At 42.1% G+C, this 19,214-nt stretch carries 28 protein-coding genes; all 28 read left to right on the top strand.

Translation table 11 applies throughout. From position 1 onward, the window contains the following. The first annotated feature begins 8 nt into the window (after positions 1-8). The 28 genes from rpoC (at position 9) to secY (ending at position 19,174) form a co-directional block, all read left to right on the top strand. A complete protein-coding gene (gene rpoC / locus JOC54_RS20375; protein WP_204468767.1) occupies positions 9-3,629 on the top strand; it encodes a DNA-directed RNA polymerase subunit beta' in 3,621 nt (1,206 codons plus the stop codon). Positions 3,630-3,726: 97 nt separating this feature from the next. Further along, positions 3,727-3,975: a 50S ribosomal protein L7ae-like protein gene (locus JOC54_RS20370; protein ID WP_204468765.1), complete on the top strand. Its 249-nt coding sequence runs from the start codon at positions 3,727-3,729 to the stop codon at positions 3,973-3,975. Between the two features lie 102 nt (positions 3,976-4,077). Beyond that, positions 4,078-4,497 (top strand): 30S ribosomal protein S12, encoded by a 420-nt coding sequence (gene rpsL, locus JOC54_RS20365; RefSeq protein ID WP_035421298.1) that lies wholly within the window; start codon positions 4,078-4,080, stop codon positions 4,495-4,497. A 39-nt stretch (positions 4,498-4,536) separates the two neighbouring features. Next, a complete protein-coding gene (rpsG, locus tag JOC54_RS20360; protein ID WP_035421300.1) occupies positions 4,537-5,007 on the top strand; it encodes a 30S ribosomal protein S7 in 471 nt (156 codons plus the stop codon). 38 nt (positions 5,008-5,045) lie between these two features. Continuing rightward, positions 5,046-7,124: an elongation factor G gene (gene fusA / locus JOC54_RS20355; RefSeq protein WP_035421302.1), complete on the top strand. Its 2,079-nt coding sequence runs from the start codon at positions 5,046-5,048 to the stop codon at positions 7,122-7,124. A 118-nt stretch (positions 7,125-7,242) separates the two neighbouring features. Beyond that, positions 7,243-8,433: an elongation factor Tu gene (gene tuf, locus JOC54_RS20350; protein ID WP_035421305.1), complete on the top strand. Its 1,191-nt coding sequence runs from the start codon at positions 7,243-7,245 to the stop codon at positions 8,431-8,433. Between the two features lie 275 nt (positions 8,434-8,708). Then, positions 8,709-9,017: a 30S ribosomal protein S10 gene (rpsJ, locus tag JOC54_RS20345; protein ID WP_035345210.1), complete on the top strand. Its 309-nt coding sequence runs from the start codon at positions 8,709-8,711 to the stop codon at positions 9,015-9,017. A gap of 39 nt (positions 9,018-9,056) precedes the next feature. Then, positions 9,057-9,677 carry a 50S ribosomal protein L3 gene (gene rplC / locus JOC54_RS20340; RefSeq protein ID WP_035421307.1) on the top strand — a complete coding sequence of 207 codons (621 nt, stop codon included), beginning with the start codon at positions 9,057-9,059 and terminating at the stop codon, positions 9,675-9,677. Between the two features lie 24 nt (positions 9,678-9,701). Next, on the top strand, positions 9,702-10,325 hold the full coding sequence (gene rplD, locus JOC54_RS20335) for a 50S ribosomal protein L4 (RefSeq protein WP_035421309.1): 624 nt from the start codon (positions 9,702-9,704) through the stop codon (positions 10,323-10,325). Next, positions 10,325-10,612, top strand: a complete 288-nt coding sequence (gene rplW, locus JOC54_RS20330) for a 50S ribosomal protein L23 (RefSeq protein WP_054794834.1) — start codon at positions 10,325-10,327, stop codon at positions 10,610-10,612. The genes rplD and rplW overlap by 1 nt, the downstream gene beginning before the upstream one ends. 26 nt (positions 10,613-10,638) lie before the next feature. Then, complete coding sequence (gene rplB / locus JOC54_RS20325) at positions 10,639-11,469, top strand: 50S ribosomal protein L2 (protein WP_035421311.1); 831 nt, start codon at positions 10,639-10,641, stop codon at positions 11,467-11,469. Positions 11,470-11,529: 60 nt separating this feature from the next. Next, a complete protein-coding gene (gene rpsS, locus JOC54_RS20320; protein ID WP_035421312.1) occupies positions 11,530-11,805 on the top strand; it encodes a 30S ribosomal protein S19 in 276 nt (91 codons plus the stop codon). 22 nt (positions 11,806-11,827) lie between these two features. After that, a complete protein-coding gene (gene rplV, locus JOC54_RS20315) occupies positions 11,828-12,172 on the top strand; it encodes a 50S ribosomal protein L22 (protein ID WP_035421314.1) in 345 nt (114 codons plus the stop codon). A gap of 3 nt (positions 12,173-12,175) precedes the next feature. After that, positions 12,176-12,838 carry a 30S ribosomal protein S3 gene (gene rpsC / locus JOC54_RS20310; protein WP_035421316.1) on the top strand — a complete coding sequence of 221 codons (663 nt, stop codon included), beginning with the start codon at positions 12,176-12,178 and terminating at the stop codon, positions 12,836-12,838. 2 nt (positions 12,839-12,840) lie between these two features. After that, positions 12,841-13,278, top strand: coding sequence for a 50S ribosomal protein L16 (rplP, locus tag JOC54_RS20305; RefSeq protein ID WP_035421318.1), 438 nt, complete (start codon positions 12,841-12,843; stop codon positions 13,276-13,278). Continuing rightward, a complete protein-coding gene (rpmC, locus tag JOC54_RS20300) occupies positions 13,265-13,468 on the top strand; it encodes a 50S ribosomal protein L29 (RefSeq protein WP_035421319.1) in 204 nt (67 codons plus the stop codon). Before rplP ends, rpmC begins: the two co-directional genes overlap by 14 nt. 17 nt (positions 13,469-13,485) lie before the next feature. Next, positions 13,486-13,746 (top strand): 30S ribosomal protein S17, encoded by a 261-nt coding sequence (gene rpsQ, locus JOC54_RS20295; RefSeq protein ID WP_035421321.1) that lies wholly within the window; start codon positions 13,486-13,488, stop codon positions 13,744-13,746. A 31-nt stretch (positions 13,747-13,777) separates the two neighbouring features. Then, entirely contained in the window at positions 13,778-14,146 is a 369-nt protein-coding gene (rplN, locus tag JOC54_RS20290) for a 50S ribosomal protein L14 (protein ID WP_035421323.1), read from the top strand. Positions 14,147-14,190: 44 nt separating this feature from the next. Further along, complete coding sequence (rplX, locus tag JOC54_RS20285) at positions 14,191-14,526, top strand: 50S ribosomal protein L24 (RefSeq protein ID WP_204468763.1); 336 nt, start codon at positions 14,191-14,193, stop codon at positions 14,524-14,526. Beyond that, positions 14,526-15,065, top strand: a complete 540-nt coding sequence (rplE, locus tag JOC54_RS20280; RefSeq protein ID WP_035421327.1) for a 50S ribosomal protein L5 — start codon at positions 14,526-14,528, stop codon at positions 15,063-15,065. The genes rplX and rplE overlap by 1 nt, the downstream gene beginning before the upstream one ends. 26 nt (positions 15,066-15,091) lie before the next feature. Next, entirely contained in the window at positions 15,092-15,277 is a 186-nt protein-coding gene (locus JOC54_RS20275) for a type Z 30S ribosomal protein S14 (protein WP_011245027.1), read from the top strand. Between the two features lie 26 nt (positions 15,278-15,303). After that, complete coding sequence (rpsH, locus tag JOC54_RS20270; protein ID WP_035421329.1) at positions 15,304-15,702, top strand: 30S ribosomal protein S8; 399 nt, start codon at positions 15,304-15,306, stop codon at positions 15,700-15,702. 30 nt (positions 15,703-15,732) lie between these two features. Further along, entirely contained in the window at positions 15,733-16,269 is a 537-nt protein-coding gene (rplF, locus tag JOC54_RS20265; RefSeq protein ID WP_204468761.1) for a 50S ribosomal protein L6, read from the top strand. Between the two features lie 30 nt (positions 16,270-16,299). Then, positions 16,300-16,662: a 50S ribosomal protein L18 gene (gene rplR, locus JOC54_RS20260; RefSeq protein WP_035421334.1), complete on the top strand. Its 363-nt coding sequence runs from the start codon at positions 16,300-16,302 to the stop codon at positions 16,660-16,662. Positions 16,663-16,684: 22 nt separating this feature from the next. Continuing rightward, positions 16,685-17,185 (top strand): 30S ribosomal protein S5, encoded by a 501-nt coding sequence (gene rpsE / locus JOC54_RS20255; RefSeq protein ID WP_035421336.1) that lies wholly within the window; start codon positions 16,685-16,687, stop codon positions 17,183-17,185. Positions 17,186-17,198: 13 nt separating this feature from the next. Beyond that, a complete protein-coding gene (gene rpmD / locus JOC54_RS20250; protein ID WP_035421338.1) occupies positions 17,199-17,387 on the top strand; it encodes a 50S ribosomal protein L30 in 189 nt (62 codons plus the stop codon). Positions 17,388-17,423: 36 nt separating this feature from the next. Next, entirely contained in the window at positions 17,424-17,864 is a 441-nt protein-coding gene (gene rplO, locus JOC54_RS20245) for a 50S ribosomal protein L15 (RefSeq protein WP_035421339.1), read from the top strand. Continuing rightward, positions 17,864-19,174 (top strand): preprotein translocase subunit SecY, encoded by a 1,311-nt coding sequence (gene secY, locus JOC54_RS20240; RefSeq protein WP_204468758.1) that lies wholly within the window; start codon positions 17,864-17,866, stop codon positions 19,172-19,174. The genes rplO and secY overlap by 1 nt, the downstream gene beginning before the upstream one ends. Positions 19,175-19,214: the final 40 nt, after the last annotated feature.

Below are 19,214 nucleotides of genomic sequence, written 5' to 3'. Positions count from 1 at the left end.
TTGGCCCCTTGATCGATGTAAATAACTTTGAATACATGAAAATTGGTTTGGCTTCACCAAACAAGATTCGTTCTTGGTCTCGTGGAGAGGTAAAAAAACCAGAGACAATTAATTACCGTACATTAAAGCCGGAGAAAGACGGTTTGTTTTGTGAGCGTATTTTCGGACCACAAAAAGACTGGGAATGTCATTGTGGAAAGTATAAGCGCGTTCGCTATAAAGGCGTTGTCTGTGATCGTTGTGGCGTTGAAGTTACACGTGCAAAAGTGCGCCGTGAGCGTATGGGGCACATTGAACTAGCGGCACCTGTATCGCATATTTGGTACTTTAAAGGAATTCCGAGCCGGATGGGGCTTGTGCTAGATATGTCTCCTCGTTCATTAGAAGAAGTGATTTATTTTGCTTCTTACGTAGTGACTGAACCTGGTGATACGCCGTTAGAAAAGAAGCAACTCTTATCTGAAAAAGAGTACCGTGCTTATTACGATAAGTATGGTCGCACATTCACAGCATCTATGGGTGCTGAAGCGATTCGCAAACTCTTAGCAGATATTGATTTACCAAAAGAAGTAAATGCTTTAAAAGAAGAGTTGGAGACAGCTCAGGGACAAAGAAGAACACGTGCGATTAAGCGATTAGAAGTTCTTGAAGCCTTCCGTAATTCTGGAAATGGGCCATCATGGATGGTGCTTGATGTATTACCAGTCATTCCGCCAGAGCTGCGTCCAATGGTGCAATTAGATGGTGGACGTTTCGCAACTTCTGACTTGAATGATTTATACCGTCGTGTGATTAACAGAAACAATCGCTTGAAACGTTTACTTGATCTTGGTGCACCGAATATCATTGTTCAAAATGAAAAGCGGATGCTACAAGAAGCGGTTGATGCGTTAATTGATAACGGTCGTCGTGGTCGTCCAGTTACAGGACCAGGTAACCGTCCATTAAAGTCTCTTTCTCACATGTTAAAAGGGAAACAAGGACGTTTTCGTCAGAATCTACTAGGTAAACGTGTTGACTATTCTGGTCGTTCAGTTATCGTTGTAGGTCCTAACTTAAAAATGTACCAATGTGGACTCCCTAAGGAAATGGCGCTTGAATTATTCAAGCCTTTCGTTATGAAAGAACTTGTCTCAAAAGGGCTTGCTCACAACATAAAAAGTGCGAAGAGAAAAGTAGAACGCGTTCAGCCAGAAGTGTGGGATGTCCTTGAAGAAGTCATTCGCGAGCATCCAGTGCTACTGAACCGTGCGCCAACTCTTCACCGTCTTGGAATCCAAGCGTTTGAACCGATTTTAGTTGAAGGTCGCGCGATTAAGCTTCACCCACTCGTTTGTACGGCTTATAATGCCGACTTTGATGGTGACCAAATGGCTGTACACGTACCTTTATCCGCTGAAGCTCAAGCAGAAGCACGTATTTTAATGCTAGCTGCACAAAACATCCTAAATCCCAAAGACGGTAAGCCAGTTGTTACTCCATCACAAGATATGGTTCTTGGTAACTATTATTTAACGATGGAAAATGCAAATGCTCGTGGTGAAGGCTCTGTTTTCAAAGATATGAATGAAGCATTAATTGCTTATCAGAATGGTTATGTTCACCTTCATACACGTGTTGCGGTTCCAGTTCATTCATTGAATAAGCCGACATTTAAGGAAGAGCAACAAAACCTGCTTCTATTAACAACAGTAGGGAAATTGCTATTTAATGAAATTATGCCAGATTCATTCCCTTATATGAATGAACCAACAAACACAAATCTTGAAGTAGAAACGCCAGACAAATATATGGTTCCAAGCAGCACGGATGTTAAGGCTTTATTTAAAGAACGGCCGATCGTGGCTCCATTTAAGAAAGGTTTCCTTGGTAACGTTATTTCTGAGGTGTTTAAGAAATTTAAAATTACCGAGACATCCAAAATGCTTGACCGCATGAAAGACCTTGGCTTTACGTATTCAACGAAAGCGGGTATTACGGTAGGGGTTTCCGATATCGTTGTACTTTCTGAGAAAAAGGAAATTCTTGAAGATGCCGATAAGAAAGTAGACCGCATCGTTAAGCAATTCCGTCGTGGTTTAATTACTGAAGAAGAGCGTTATGATCGTGTCATTTCTATTTGGAGTGAAGCGAAAGACGTGATTCAAAGTAAGTTAATGGGTACGCTTGATGAGCGCAATCCAATCTTTATGATGAGTGATTCCGGTGCTCGTGGTAACGCCTCAAACTTTACGCAGCTTGCGGGTATGCGTGGTCTAATGGCTAACCCATCTGGACGTATTATCGAACTTCCAATCAAATCTAGTTTCCGCGAGGGGCTAACAGTACTTGAATACTTTATCTCTACACACGGTGCTCGTAAAGGTCTTGCCGATACAGCTCTTAAAACAGCCGATTCAGGTTACCTAACTCGTCGTTTAGTTGATGTAGCCCAGGATGTTATTGTTCGTGAAACGGATTGTGGAACGGATCGTGGTCTAGAAGTTGCAGCAATTAAAGAAGGTACTGAAACGATTGAAAATCTTTATGATCGTCTTGTTGGACGCGTAGCGTTTAAGACGGTGCGTCATCCAGAAACAAATGATGTACTCATTCGTCGTGGTGAATTGATGGATGAGGATATTTCAAAACAAATCGTTGACGCAGGTGTTGAAGAAGTTACAATTCGCTCTGTCTTTACTTGTAACACACGTCATGGTGTTTGTAAGTCTTGTTACGGACGTAACCTTGCTACGGGTACCGACGTTGAAGTTGGTGAAGCAGTTGGAATTATCGCTGCGCAATCAATTGGTGAGCCAGGAACACAGCTTACAATGCGTACATTCCACACAGGTGGGGTTGCCGGAGATGACATCACGCAAGGTCTTCCGCGTATCCAAGAATTGTTTGAAGCTCGTAATCCGAAAGGTCAAGCGACAATCACAGAAATTGATGGTGAAGTTATTGATGTTAAGGATGGCGATAAGCGTGAGGTCACAATCCAAAATGCGCTTGAAACGAAAAACTATGCGATTCCGTATGGCTCCCGTTTAAAAGTTGTTGTTGGTGATAAGTTAATCGCAGGTGACACGCTCACTGAAGGTTCAATTGATCCAAAAGAATTATTAAAAGTAACGGGTATGGGTGGCGTTCAAGAATACCTCCTACGTGAAGTACAAAAAGTATACCGTCTACAAGGGGTAGAAATTGGCGATAAACACGTAGAGGTAATGGTTCGTCAAATGCTTCGTAAAATTCGTGTGGTTGATGCAGGTGATACAGGTGTTCTACCTGGTTCACTTATTGAGATTCAGAAATTCAACGACGCGAACAGCAAAGTATTGGTGGACAATACACGTCCTGCTACTGGTCGTCCTGTGCTGCTCGGAATTACTAAAGCATCGCTTGAGACGGATTCCTTCTTATCAGCTGCATCGTTCCAAGAAACAACTCGTGTTCTTACCGATGCTGCGATTAAAGGAAAAAGAGATGAATTACTCGGCTTGAAAGAGAATGTTATCATAGGTAAGTTGGTTCCAGCAGGTACTGGACTTCAGCGTTATAAAAACCTAGGAATTCATTCAGAGCATGATGAGAAAGCAAAGCCGGAAGAAGTAACGGTTCCTGAAGAAATGCTCGTTCAAGAATAAAATTTATTTTCACCGAGATAGGCTGTTGACACAGCCTATCTTACGGTGATACTATATCAAAGTGTGCCTGAGACCCTGTTGCTTTGGAGGATGGAATATGTCTTATGAAAAAGTAGAACAGGCAATGAATCCGATTATCGGAAAGAAACAGACACTTAAAGCATTACACGCTCGTCTAGTGAAAGAGCTATACGTGGCAGAGGACGCTGATCTGCGAATAACGCAGGAAGCGCTTGAAGTTGCGAAGCATACAGATGTTACGGTCGTGTATGTCGAATCGATGAAGCGGCTTGGAAAAGCATGTGGAATTGAAGTCGGCGCAGCCACTGTGGCGTTAAGGAAATAAAGAATTTGTTTAGCTTGCAGAGCTTAACAAACTATTCTTTTGCCTAAACATGAACCACCTGGATCAGTGGTCTTAAAAATCCGGAAGGGAGGAACTAAAAACATGCCTACTATTAATCAGTTAATTCGTAAAGGTCGCGTAGACAAAGTGAAAAAGTCTGATTCACCAGCGCTTAACAAAGGGTATAACAGCTTCAAAAAAGCTCAAACAAATGTGTCTTCTCCACAGAAGCGCGGTGTTTGTACTCGTGTTGGTACAATGACTCCGAAGAAACCGAACTCGGCTCTTCGTAAATATGCTCGTGTACGTTTGACTAACTCTATTGAGGTAACTGCATATATCCCAGGAATCGGCCACAACTTACAAGAGCACAGCGTTGTTCTTATCCGTGGCGGTCGAGTAAAAGATTTACCGGGGGTTCGTTACCATATCGTACGTGGTGCACTTGATACTGCTGGTGTACAAAACCGTATGCAAGGTCGTTCTAAATATGGAACAAAAAGACCAAAAGAGAAAAAATAATAAATCCTATAATGGATAACGTTGAAAGGAGGGGGACTCATGCCTCGTAAAGGTCCTGTTACACGTCGTGACGTATTACCTGATCCAATTTATAATTCCAAGCTTGTAACCCGCCTCATTAACCGTATTATGGTTGACGGGAAGCGTGGAACAGCTCAAACAATTTTGTATAATGCGTTTGATCTAGTAAAACAACGTAGTGGAAATGACCCAATGGAAGTCTTCGATCAAGCTTTGAAGAACATCATGCCTGTGCTTGAAGTTAAAGCACGTCGCGTTGGTGGTTCGAACTATCAAGTACCAATCGAAGTAAAACCAGATCGTCGTACGACTCTTGGTTTACGTTGGTTAGTAAACTACTCACGTCTTCGTGGCGAAAAGACAATGGAAGAACGTCTTGCTAACGAAATTCTTGATGCAGCAAACAACACTGGTTCTGCAGTTAAGAAACGTGAAGATACGCATAAAATGGCGGAAGCAAATAAAGCATTTGCTCATTACCGCTGGTAGGATTATTGAATATCTAATTGAGAAAGGAGAACGAACCTATGGCAAGAGAATTCTCCTTAAAAGATACGCGTAATATCGGCATCATGGCTCACATTGATGCCGGTAAAACGACGGCAACTGAACGTATTTTATTCTACACAGGTCGTGTGCATAAGATTGGTGAAACACACGAAGGTGCTTCTCAAATGGACTGGATGGAGCAAGAGCAAGAGCGTGGTATTACAATCACATCTGCTGCAACAACAGCTCAATGGAAAGACCACCGTATCAACATTATTGATACTCCTGGACACGTAGACTTTACGGTTGAAGTTGAACGTTCTTTACGTGTACTTGATGGGGCTGTAGCGGTACTAGATGCACAATCGGGCGTTGAACCGCAAACAGAGACAGTATGGCGTCAAGCAACAACATATGGTGTACCTCGTATCGTATTCGTTAACAAAATGGATAAAACAGGTGCAGACTTCATGTATTCAGTAGGAACGTTACGCGATCGCTTACAAGCAAACGCGCACCCAATTCAATTACCAATCGGTGCTGAAGATGAATTCACTGGATTCATTGATTTAATCGAAATGGACGCTCACATCTCAAAAGATGACCTTGGGCAAGATTGGGAAGTAACGGAAATCCCTGCTGAATATAAAGAGCAAGCTGAAAAGCTTCGTGAATCCCTTGTGGAAGCCGTGGCAGAGCTTGATGAAGAATTAATGATGAAATATCTTGAAGGTGAAGAATTATCGAAGGAAGAACTTAAAGCTGCAATCCGTCAAGGAACTTGTAACGTTGAGTTTTATCCTGTAATTTGTGGTTCTGCCTTTAAAAATAAAGGTGTTCAAGCTCTATTAGATGCGGTTCTTGCTTATCTACCATCTCCACTTGACGTTGCGGCTATTCGTGGTCATGTTCCTGACACGGAAGAAGAAGTAACGCGTGAGCCTGGTGATGATCAGCCGTTCTCAGCACTTGCCTTTAAAGTAATGACGGATCCATTTGTAGGGAAACTTACATTCTTCCGTGTTTACTCTGGTACACTTAACTCTGGTTCTTACGTGCGTAACGCAACGAAGGACAAGCGTGAACGTGTAGGTCGTATCTTGCAAATGCACGCCAATTCACGTGAGGAAATCTCAACGGTTTACTCTGGTGATATTGCTGCTGCAGTTGGATTAAAAGATACTACGACTGGAGATACTCTATGTGATGAAAAGAGCCTTGTAATCTTAGAATCCATGCAGTTCCCAGAACCAGTTATTCACTTGTCTGTTGAACCTAAATCAAAAGCAGACCAAGATAAAATGGGTATTGCTCTTGCTAAATTAGCAGAGGAAGATCCGACTTTCAAAACGCATACAGATGAAGAAACGGGACAAACGATTATCGGAGGTATGGGTGAACTTCACCTTGATATCCTTGTAGATCGTATGAAACGTGAGTTTAAAGTAGAAGCCAATGTGGGTGCTCCACAAGTTTCTTACCGCGAAACAATTCGTCAGTCTGCTAAAGTTGAAGGTAAATTTGTACGTCAATCTGGTGGACGCGGTCAGTTCGGACACGTTTGGGTTGAGTTTTCTCCTAACGAAGAGGGCGCAGGCTTTGAGTTCGAAAACGCTGTTGTTGGTGGTGCTGTTCCTCGTGAATACATCTCCTCTGTAGAAGCTGGAATTGAAGAAGCGCTTGATAATGGTATGATTGCTGGTTACCCAGTAATTGACCTTAAAGCGAAACTTTACGATGGTTCTTACCATGACGTCGATTCATCTGAGATGGCCTTTAAAATTGCCGCTTCAATGGCACTTAAAAACGCTAAATCAAAATGTGCTCCAGTACTACTTGAACCATTGATGAAAGTAGAAATTGTTATCCCAGAAGAATACATGGGTGACATTATGGGCGATGTAACAGCTCGTCGTGGCCGTGTTGAAGGTATGGAAGCTCGTGGTAATGCACAAATCGTTAAAGCGTTTGTTCCACTTGCTGAAATGTTTGGATATGCAACAAGCCTTCGTTCACGTACTCAAGGACGTGGAACGTATTCTATGTTCTTCGACCACTATGAAGAAGTACCTAAGAGTGTTTCTGAAGAAATCATTAAAAAGCAAACTGGAGCTTAATTGTTCTTCGTTGTTTTGAATGATAAGATATTGTAAGCTAGGAGAGAAAATGGTTGTATAATCAGCCGTCTATCTTATCCTAATAAACTATAACCGTATTTAAGGGAGGAAATGAATCATGGCTAAAGAAAAATTCGATCGTTCCAAAACACATGCCAATATCGGTACAATTGGACACGTTGACCATGGTAAAACAACTTTAACTGCTGCAATTACAACTGTACTTGCTAAGCGTTCTGGTAAAGGTCAAGCAATGGCATTTGACGCAATTGACGGTGCTCCTGAAGAGCGCGAGCGTGGAATCACAATCTCAACTTCTCACGTTGAGTATGAAACTGACACACGTCACTACGCTCACGTTGACTGCCCAGGTCACGCTGACTATGTTAAAAACATGATCACTGGTGCTGCACAAATGGACGGAGGAATCCTAGTAGTATCTGCTGCTGATGGTCCAATGCCACAAACTCGTGAGCACATCCTTCTTTCACGTCAAGTAGGTGTACCTTACCTTGTTGTATTCATGAACAAATGTGACATGGTAGATGACGAAGAGCTACTTGAACTAGTTGAAATGGAAGTACGCGACCTTCTTTCTGAGTATGACTTCCCTGGTGATGACATTCCAGTTATCCAAGGTTCTGCTCTTAAAGCACTTCAAGGAGATGCTGAGTGGGAAGAAAAAATCATCGAGCTAATGAACGCTGTTGATGAGTATATCCCAACTCCAGAGCGCGACAAAGATAAGCCTTTCATGATGCCAGTTGAGGATGTATTCTCAATCACTGGTCGTGGAACAGTTGCAACTGGTCGTGTAGAGCGTGGTCAACTTAATGTTGGTGACACAATCGAAATTCTTGGAATTAACGAAGAGAAAAAATCAACAACTGTTACAGGTGTTGAGATGTTCCGTAAGCTTCTTGATTATGCTGAAGCTGGCGATAACATTGGAGCTCTTCTTCGTGGAGTAGCACGTGAAGATATTCAACGTGGTCAAGTTCTTGCTAAGCCGAACACAATCACTCCACACACAAACTTCAAAGCTGAAGTTTATGTTCTTTCAAAAGAAGAGGGTGGACGTCACACTCCATTCTTCTCTAACTATCGTCCACAATTCTATTTCCGTACAACTGATGTAACTGGTATCTGCCAATTACCAGAAGGTACTGAAATGGTTATGCCTGGTGATAACATCGAAATGACAATTGAGCTTATCGCTCCTATCGCGATTGAAGAAGGTACTAAATTCTCAATCCGTGAGGGTGGCCGTACTGTAGGCGCTGGCGTTGTAGCTACAATTCAGAAGTAATAATTGATAAAAGAGGGTGGTTCATATCACCCTCTTTTATTTTTTTGAAGAAAGTATTGCAATATTAGGCGGAAGTCTATATAATAGTAGAAGTGTGCCCCGATAGGTGCATTATTTTATATTTAGCTATGAAATAATGGGGTATCGGTTATGTACACGTTTGACAGCGATGATGTGGAAGGTTGCTGACACACCCGGCCCCTTTGCCATGGGAGGGTGAGGAAATTTCCACGGAGTATGTCTATTTTAAAAATGGACGATAAAGGAGGGCTATTATGGCAAAGCAAAAGATTCGTATTCGTTTAAAAGCGTATGATCATCGCGTATTAGATCAATCAGCAGAGAAGATTGTTGAAACGGCAAAACGTTCAGGTGCTAGTGTATCAGGACCGATTCCACTTCCAACTGAGAAGTCTGTCTATACGGTACTTCGTGCGGTTCACAAGTATAAAGATTCTCGTGAGCAGTTTGAAATGCGTACGCACAAGCGTTTAATCGACATCGTTAATCCAACACCACAAACTGTAGATGCACTTATGCGTTTAGATCTACCGTCTGGCGTTGACATTGAAATTAAACTGTAAGACCCATATAAAATTAATTAATAGTAGGAGGTGTAACGGATGACCAAAGGAATCTTAGGTAGAAAAGTTGGAATGACACAAGTATTCGCCGAAAACGGTGAAGTCATCCCAGTAACGGTAATTGAAGCAGAGCCAAACGTTGTTCTTCAGAAGAAATCAGTAGAATCTGATGGCTATGAAGCAATTCAAATTGGTTTTGCTGATGCGAAAAAACCAAACAAACCAGAAACAGGCCATGCTGCTAAAGCAGAAACGGCTCCTAAGCGCTTCATTAAGGAAATCCGTGACGTTAATCTTGATGAGATCGAAGTTGGTCAAGCGATTAACGTAACAACATTTGCAGTAGGAGATATCGTAGACGTAACAGGTACGTCAAAAGGGAAAGGTTTCCAAGGTGCGATTAAGCGTCATAACCAATCTCGTGGACCTATGTCTCACGGTTCTCGTTACCACCGTCGCCCGGGTTCAATGGGACCTGTAGCGCCAAACCGCGTATTTAAAGGGAAGTTACTTCCTGGCCGCATGGGTGGAGAGCAAATCACAATGCAAAATCTTGAAATCGTTCGTGTTGACGAAGAGCGTAACTTGCTTTTAGTTAAAGGGAATGTTCCAGGTGCTAAAAAAAGCTATGTAACTGTACAATCTGCAGTTAAAGCGTAATGTTATAGAAAGGAGGCCATTCGAATGCCGAAAGTAACAGTTTTTAACCAAACAGGTTCTGAAGTTGGAGATATTGAACTTGCTGATGCAGTGTTTGGTATTGAACCAAATAAAAGTGTTCTTCACGATGCTGTAGTCATGCAACAAGCTTCACTTCGTCAAGGTACACATAAAACTAAAGGTCGTTCTGAAGTTCGTGGCGGTGGAAGAAAGCCATGGCGTCAAAAAGGAACTGGACGTGCGCGTCAAGGTTCGATCCGTTCACCACAATGGGTTGGCGGTGGAGTAGTATTTGGACCAACACCACGTAGCTACAGTTTCAAACTTCCTAAGAAGGTACGTCGTCTTGCAATTAAATCAGCATTGTCTTCTAAAGTACAAGGTTCTGAATTAGTTGTTCTTGACTCTCTTTCTTTTGATGCAATTAAAACAAAAACAATGAAGGAAGTACTAGTAAGTCTTTCAGTAGATTCTAAAGCTCTTGTTGTAACAGCTGATTACAATGAAAATGTTGCTTTGTCTACACGTAACTTACCGGGTATTACTTTCCTTACAGCCGACAGCGTAAACGTTCTTGATGTGCTTAAGCATGATAAGCTTATCATCACTAAAGACGCAGTCGAAAAGGTAGAGGAGGTGCTTGCGTAATGTCAAACGCACGTGATATCATTAAGCGCCCTGTCATCACTGAGAAAACTGCTGACTTAATGGAGAACAAAAAGTATACTTTTGATGTTGACGTTCGTGCGAACAAAACACAAATCAAAGATGCAATTGAAGAGATCTTTGAAGTGAAAGTCGACAGCGTTAATACTGTAAATTATAAAGGTAAATCCAAGCGTTTCGGACGTTATACTGGACTTACTCCTAAGCGCAAAAAAGCATTTGTACAACTAACTGCTGACAGCAAAGAACTAGACTTCTTTGAAGCGTAATTAATTAGAGAAGGAGGGAATCACACATGGCTATCAAAAAGTATAAACCGACCAGTGCCGGTCGTCGTAATATGAGCGGATCTGATTTCGCTGAGTTAACGACTGACAAGCCTGAAAAGTCGTTACTTGCCCCTTTACACAAAAAAGGTGGACGTAACAACCAAGGTCGTTTAACTGTACGTCATCAAGGTGGCGGACACAAACGTCAATATCGTATTATTGACTTCAAACGTAATAAAGATGGAATTCCAGGACGCGTTGCTACGGTTGAGTATGATCCAAACCGTTCTGCTAATATCGCATTGATTCATTATGCTGATGGTGAAAAACGCTACATTCTTGCTCCAAAAGGTCTTACAGTTGGTACTGTTATTGAATCTGGAGCAGAAGCGGATATTAAAACAGGTAATGCGTTACCACTAATTAATATTCCTGTAGGTACTGTTATTCATAATATTGAACTTCGTCCAGGAAAAGGCGGACAGTTAGTGCGTTCTGCTGGTACGGAAGCTCAACTTCTTGGTAAAGAAGGTCAATACGTACTTGTTCGTTTAAATTCTGGAGAAACTCGCTACATTCTTTCTACTTGTCGTGCAACAATTGGTCAAGTTGGGAATGTTGAGCATGAGTTAATCAACATCGGTAAAGCTGGTCGCTCACGTTGGAAAGGTATTCGTCCAACTGTACGTGGTTCTGTAATGAACCCGAATGATCACCCACACGGTGGTGGTGAAGGTAAAGCACCTATCGGTCGTCCGTCACCAATGTCACCTTGGGGTAAACCTACTCTTGGATTTAAAACACGTAAGAAAAACAAGCACTCAGACAAGTATATTGTCCGTCGTCGCAAAAAATAACGTGGTTTGCCTACGGTTCTCGTTTAGAACCGTGGTCGAATCTCGAAGGGAGGCACTCACATGGGCCGCAGTTTGAAAAAAGGACCTTTCGTCGATGATCATTTGATGAAGAAAGTTGAAGCGTTAAACGAAACAAACGACAAGAAAGTTGTTAAGACTTGGTCTCGTCGTTCTACAATCTTCCCTGACTTTATTGGCCACACGTTTGCTGTATATGATGGTCGCAAACACGTACCGGTATATGTTTCTGAAGATATGGTTGGTCACAAACTTGGCGAATTTGCTCCTACACGTACGTATAAAGGGCATGCCGCTGATAAGAAAACAAGACGTTAAGTAAGAAAGGAGGACAACTCTCATGGAACAAGCTAAAGCTGTTGCGAAACAAGTTCGCATTGCGCCTCGTAAAGTCCGTCTTGTAATCGATCTTATTCGTGGTAAACAAGTCGGTGAAGCAATTGCTATCTTGAAGCACACACCTAAGTCAGCTTCTCCTGTAGTTGAAAAGCTTCTAAATTCAGCAATTGCGAATGCAGAGCACAACTACGAAATGGAGCCTAATAATCTCGTTATTTCAGAAGCTTTCGTTGATGAAGGCGTAACTCTTAAACGTTTCCGTCCGCGTGCACAAGGTCGTGCTAGCCGGATTAACAAACGTACGAGTCACATTACATTGGTTGTAACAGAAAAGAAGGAGGGATAACACATGGGTCAAAAAGTAAATCCGATCGGACTACGTGTCGGCGTCATTCGTGATTGGGATTCTAAGTGGTTCGCTAGCAAAAAAGACTATGCTGATCTACTACATGAAGACATCGCGATTCGTGAGCATGTTGAAGGTCGTCTAAAAGACGCATCTGTGTCTAAAGTAGAAATCGAACGCGCTGCAAACCGTGTGAATATCACAATCTCTACTGCCAAGCCAGGAATGGTGATCGGAAAAGGCGGTTCAGAAGTAGAAGCACTTCGTAAGTCACTTAATGATCTTACAGGTAAACGCGTGCACATTAATATTTCCGAAATTAAATTAGCTGATATGGATGCGAAACTTGTTGCAGAAAATATCGCTCGTCAATTAGAAAATCGTATTTCTTTCCGTCGTGCAATGAAGCAAGCTATTCAACGCACAATGCGTTCTGGCGCTAAAGGAATTAAAACACAAGTATCTGGTCGCCTAGGTGGCGCGGATATCGCTCGTGCTGAGCATTATAGCGAAGGAACTGTTCCACTTCACACACTTCGTGCTGATATCGATTACGGTACTGCTGAAGCTGATACAACATACGGTAAAATTGGAGTTAAGATCTGGATTTATCGTGGTGAAGTCCTTCCAACGAAAGGAACGAACAAAGAGGAAGGAGGCAACTAATCATGTTAATGCCTAAACGTGTAAAATATCGTCGCGAACATCGCGGAAAGATGCGTGGTCGTGCAAAAGGCGGTACAGAAGTTCACTTCGGTGAGTATGGTTTACAAGCTCTAGAAGCTTCGTGGATCACAAACCGTCAAATCGAATCTGCTCGTATTGCAATGACTCGTTACATGAAACGTGGAGGTAAAGTATGGATTAAGATCTTCCCATCTAAGCCATACACTGCTAAGCCACTTGAAGTTCGAATGGGTTCAGGTAAAGGTGCTCCTGAAGGTTGGGTTGCCGTCGTAAAACCTGGAAAGATTATGTTTGAAATCTCTGGTGTTTCTGAGGAAGTAGCGCGTGAAGCATTGCGTCTTGCTGCTCATAAATTACCGATTAAATGTAAGTTTGTAAAACGTGAAGAAGTGGGTGGTGACTCAAATGAAAGCAACTGATATCCGCAACTTAACCACTGCTGAAATCGAACAGAAAACGCAATCTCTTAAAGAAGAGCTTTTTAACCTACGCTTTCAACTAGCGACTGGACAACTTGAAAATCCAGTTCAAATCCGTGAAGTCCGTAAAGGAATTGCACGTGCTAAAACTGTATTGCGTGAGCGTGAGCTCGGAATTAACAACGGCTAAAAAAGGAGGTTTGCTGCATGGAGCGCAACAATCGTAAAGTTTACCAAGGTCGTGTCGTATCTGACAAAATGGATAAAACCATTTCAGTTCTTGTTGAAACATATAAAAAAGATCGCTTGTATGGTAAACGTGTAAAGTACTCTAAAAAGCTTAAAGCACATGATGAACAGAATACAGCTAAAGAAGGCGATATCGTTCGCATTATGGAAACTCGCCCTTTATCTAAAGACAAACGTTTTCGCTTAGTAGAAGTTGTAGAAGAAGCGATTATTATTTAATAAGGCTACTGGTGAAAGGAGGTAACACGGTATGATCCAACAAGAAAGCCGTTTAAAAGTTGCTGATAACTCTGGTGCACGTGAAGTTTTGTGTATTAAAGTATTAGGTGGCTCAGGTCGTAAAACTGCTAACATTGGTGATGTTATTGTTTGCTCGGTAAAACAAGCAACACCAGGTGGCGTTGTTAAGAAAGGTGACGTTGTTCGAGCTGTAATCGTTCGTTCTAAGAGTGGCGTTCGCCGTAATGATGGTTCTTACATCAAGTTTGACGAGAATGCTGCTGTAATCGTACGTGACGATAAAAGCCCACGCGGAACTCGTATTTTCGGACCAGTTGCACGTGAACTTCGTGACAACCAGTTCATGAAAATTGTTTCTCTTGCTCCTGAGGTTCTTTAAGGAAAGAAAAGAGATCAATCAAAAGCTCAGGGAGGTGCAAATCGATGCATGTCAAAAAAGGCGATACAGTTATTGTCATTGCTGGCAAAGATAAAGGGAAGCAAGGTACGATTCTAGAAGCTTTCCCTAAGAAAAGCCGTGTACTTGTTGAAGGTGTTAACATGATGAAAAAACATGCGAAGCCATCACAAGATAATCCACAAGGTGGAATCTTAAACCAAGAAGCACCAATTCATTCTTCAAACGTTATGCTTGTTGATCCTAAAACAGGTGAACGCACGCGTGTTGGATATAAAGATGAAGATGGTAAAAAAGTACGTGTAGCTAAAAATCTGGCGAAGTTATTAAGTAGTCAGTTGTGTGAAAGGAGGACCATATAATGAACCGTTTGAAAGAGAAATATCAAAGCGAAATTGTTTCTTCTCTTACTGAGAAATTCAATTATTCATCTTCTATGGCTGTGCCAAAGATTGAAAAAATCGTTGTAAACATGGGTGTTGGTGAAGCTGTTCAAAACGCTAAAGTATTAGATAAAGCGGTTGAAGAACTTCAGTCAATCACAGGTCAAAAACCTGTTGTTACAAAAGCTAAGAAATCAATTGCTGGGTTCAAACTACGTGAAGGTATGCCGATCGGCGCTAAAGTAACTTTGCGCGGAGAGCGTATGTATGATTTTCTAGATAAATTGGTTTCTGTATCATTGCCACGTGTACGTGATTTCCGTGGTGTATCAAAAAAAGCATTTGACGGACGTGGGAATTATACTCTTGGTGTTAAAGAGCAATTGATTTTCCCAGAAATCGACTACGATAAAGTTGATAAAGTTCGTGGTATGGATATCGTAATTGTTACAACTGCACAAACAGACGAAGAAGCGCGTGAATTACTTACTCAAGTAGGCATGCCGTTCCAAAAATAATCTCTTAAAGAAGAGGAGGGAACACGTTGGCAAAAAAATCAATGATTGCAAAACAGAAACGTACACCGAAGTATAATGTTCAAGCTTATACACGTTGTGAGCGTTGCGGCCGTCCTCATTCAGTGCTGCGTAAATTTAAACTTTGCCGTATTTGCTTCAGAGAACTTGCTTATAAAGGGCAAATTCCTGGTGTGAAAAAAGCAAGCTGGTAAAACGATTGGGAAGGAGGTAAATAACAATGGTCATGACTGATCCGATTGCAGATATGCTGACACGTATTCGTAACGCGAACCTTGTACGTCACGAGAAACTTGAGCTTCCTGCTTCTATGTTGAAAAAGGAAATTGCTGATATTCTTAAACGTGAGGGTTTCATACGCGATTATGAGTACATTGAAGATAATAAACAAGGTGTTATCCGTATCTTCCTTAAGTACGGTACATCAAATGAACGTGTTATCACAGGACTAAAACGTATTTCTAAACCAGGTCTACGCGTATACGCGAAATCAACTGAGGTGCCTCGTGTACTTGGTGGTTTGGGAATCGCACTTGTTTCTACATCAAAAGGTGTATTAACAGATAAAGAAGCTCGTAAACAACAAGTAGGCGGCGAAGTATTAGCTTACGTTTGGTAAAATCTTTTTAATGAATGGAGGTGGAGATGAATGTCTCGCGTAGGTAAAAAACCTGTTACAATCCCTGAAGGGGTTACAGTAACGTTAGATAATAACCTTTGCACAGTTAAAGGACCTAAAGGTGAGTTAAGTCGTGAACTTCACCATGCAATTAAAGTGAACGTAGAAAACAACGAAGTCACTTTCGAGCGCCCATCTGATCATAAAGAGCACCGTGCTCTTCATGGAACAATGCGTGCGATTGTAAACAACATGGTTGAAGGTGTGACAAAAGGATTTGAGCGCGCGCTTGAGCTTAACGGTGTCGGTTACCGTGCTACTAAATCTGGTAACAAGCTTGTCCTTAACGTAGGTTACTCTCACCCAGTTGAGATTACTCCTGAAGACGGACTTGAAATTGAAGTACCATCTAATACAAAAGTTATCGTAAAAGGTATTAATAAAGAGCGTGTTGGAGCACTAGCTTCAAATATTCGCGCTGTACGTAAGCCTGAGCCTTACAAAGGTAAAGGGATTCGTTATGAAGGCGAGTATGTGCGTCGTAAAGAAGGTAAAACTGGTAAATAATTAGTTTCGACAAGAAAGGAATGACGTCTCATGATTACGAAGCCTAACAAGAACACTGGCCGTAAGAAAAGACACGCTCACGTACGTCGCTCTTTAAGCGGTACGCCACAGCGTCCACGTTTGAACGTATTCCGTTCTTCAAAGCACATTTATGCTCAACTTATTGATGACGTAAATGGCGTAACTCTTGCTCAAGCTTCTACGCTTGATAAAGAGTTAAAGGTTGAGAACGGTTCGAATAAAGAAGCAGCTCGTCAAGTTGGCGAATTAGTTGCTAAGCGTGCGATTGATGCGGGACACGATACAATCGTGTTTGACCGTGGAGGATACTTGTATCATGGCCGTGTAGCTGAACTTGCTGATGCAGCACGTGAAGCTGGTCTAAAATTCTAATAAGAAGGAGGGAAACTCTTTTATGCGTTCTATCGATCCAAATACATTGGAACTTGAAGAAAAAGTCGTCACGATCAACCGTGTTGCAAAAGTTGTAAAAGGTGGTCGTCGCTTCCGTTTTGCTGCTCTTGTTGTTGTTGGTGACAAAAACGGTCACGTTGGCTTTGGAATGGGGAAAGCTCAGGAAGTTCCTGAAGCAATCCGTAAAGCTGTTGAAGATGCAAAGAAAAACTTAATTGAAGTACCAATCGTTAACACAACGATTCCTCACCAAACAGTTGGACGTTTTGGTGCAGGTCGCGTATTGCTTAAACCTGCTTCAGAAGGTACTGGAGTTATCGCTGGTGGTCCTGTACGTGCCGTACTTGATCTTGCTGGTGTTGGCGACATTCTTTCTAAATCACTTGGTTCAAGCAACCCGATCAATATGGTTCGTGCCACTCTTTCAGGCTTAACTAGTCTTAAGCGCGCTGAAGAAGTTGCTAAACTACGTGGTAAATCCGTAGAAGAACTGTTAGGTTAAGGGAGGGATTACGATGGCGAAGAAATTAGAAATCACCCTTACACGTAGTTTGATCGGTCGTCCTAGCGATCAACGCGTGACAGTGAATACACTTGGATTGCGTAAGATGCACCAAACAGTGACACAAGAAGACAACGTAGCAATTCGTGGTATGGTAAATAAAGTGAAGCACTTAGTTACTGTTAACGAAATTGACGCGTAAATAGATGATTTTTAGCAACGAGGAGGTGTAGGAAGCATGAAACTTCATGAGTTACAACCAGCAGAAGGTTCACGCAAAGTCCGCAATCGTGTTGGTCGCGGAATTGGATCTGGTAATGGAAAAACATCTGGTAAAGGTCATAAAGGTCAAAAAGCACGTTCAGGCGGTGGCGTACGCCTCGGCTTTGAAGGTGGTCAAAATCCTTTATTCCGTCGTTTACCGAAACGTGGTTTCACAAACATTCATCGTAAAGAGTTCACTGTTGTGAGTCTTGATGTGCTTAATCGCTATGAAGCAGGTACAGAAGTAACTCCGGAACTTCTTATCGAAACAAAGGCAGTTAAGAACGTAAAACACGGTATTAAAGTGCTTGGAAATGGTAGCTTAGATAAAAACTTGACTGTGAAAGCAAACAAGTTCTCTGCATCTGCAGTTAAAGCAATTGAAGCTGCTGGCGGAACAACCGAGGTGGTTTAATGTTTAAGGCGATCTCCAACATCTTCCGTGTGAGAGATTTACGTCGTAAAATCATCTTTACGCTTTTGATGCTTGTCGTATTTCGAGTGGGAGCTTTTATTCCAGTGCCCGGTACGAACAGTGAAGCTCTTGATCTACTGTTTGGCGAAGCAAATGCGTTTGGTTTTCTAGATACATTTGGGGGCGGCGCACTGAGTAATTTCTCTATCTTTGCGATGGGGATCATGCCTTATATCACAGCATCGATCGTTGTTCAGCTTTTACAGCTGGATGTCGTTCCGAAGTTCGCGGAGTGGGCAAAGCAAGGTGAGGCTGGTCGAAAAAAGCTAACACAGGTAACACGATATGGAACGATCGTTTTAGGTTTTGTTCAAGCAATTGCAGTGTCAATTGGGTTTAACTCAATGATGTCAGGACCAGGTCCAGACCTTATTGAGAATCCAGGTGTCATGACGTATCTCTATATAGCGATTGTACTTACTGCAGGTACTGCTTTTCTAATGTGGTTAGGTGAACAGATTACGGCACACGGTGTTGGAAATGGAATCTCACTCATTATCTTTGCTGGTATCGCTGCAGGCGTACCGAACATGGTTAACACTCTCTATGTATCTGAGATAGAGGGAGCTGGAGACCAAATGTTCTTAGCTATCGTTACAGTGGCACTTCTGGCACTAGTCGTTTTATTGATTATTATAGGAGTAATTTACGTGCAGCAAGCACTTAGAAAAATTCCTGTTCAATATGCGAAACGTGTAGTGAATCGTAGCCCTGTTGGAGGACAATCAACGCATCTACCGATTAAAGTAAATGCGGCTGGTGTTATTCCAGTTATCTTTGCTTCAGCGCTGTTTTATTTTCCATCAACGATTGCATCGTTTGTTGGTCCTGAAGACGGTGGTTGGGCAGCTTGGGTCGTTGAAAACTTTGTTCCAGGTTCCTGGTTCGGAGGATCGATCTTTGTTCTTCTAATTATTGCGTTTACCTATTTCTATACGTTCGTGCAAGTGAATCCCGAAAAAATGGCGGATAACTTGAAACGACAAGGTGGTTATATCCCTGGCATTCGTCCTGGTCAAGCAACGCAATCTTTTATTACGCGAATTTTATACCGGTTAACGTTTGTGGGTGCATTATTCCTTGCAACCATTGCAACCATTCCGGTGGTCTTTATTGCTCTTCTTGGACTTCCACCTCAAGTTCAAATTGGTGGTACTGGATTGTTAATCATCGTTGGTGTAGCATTAGATACGATGAAACAAATCGAAGGGCAGTTAATAAAACGATCGTATAAAGGATTTATCAATTAAAGAGAGAACGGATTGGGTTTTAAAAACCCCCGTTCGTCTT

Source organism: Shouchella xiaoxiensis (genome assembly GCF_016907895.1).
GTDB lineage: Bacteria > Bacillota > Bacilli > Bacillales > Bacillaceae_D > Shouchella > Shouchella xiaoxiensis.
The sequence above is the reverse complement of the archived record's forward strand: the minus strand, read 5'-3'. Positions and strand labels throughout refer to the sequence as shown.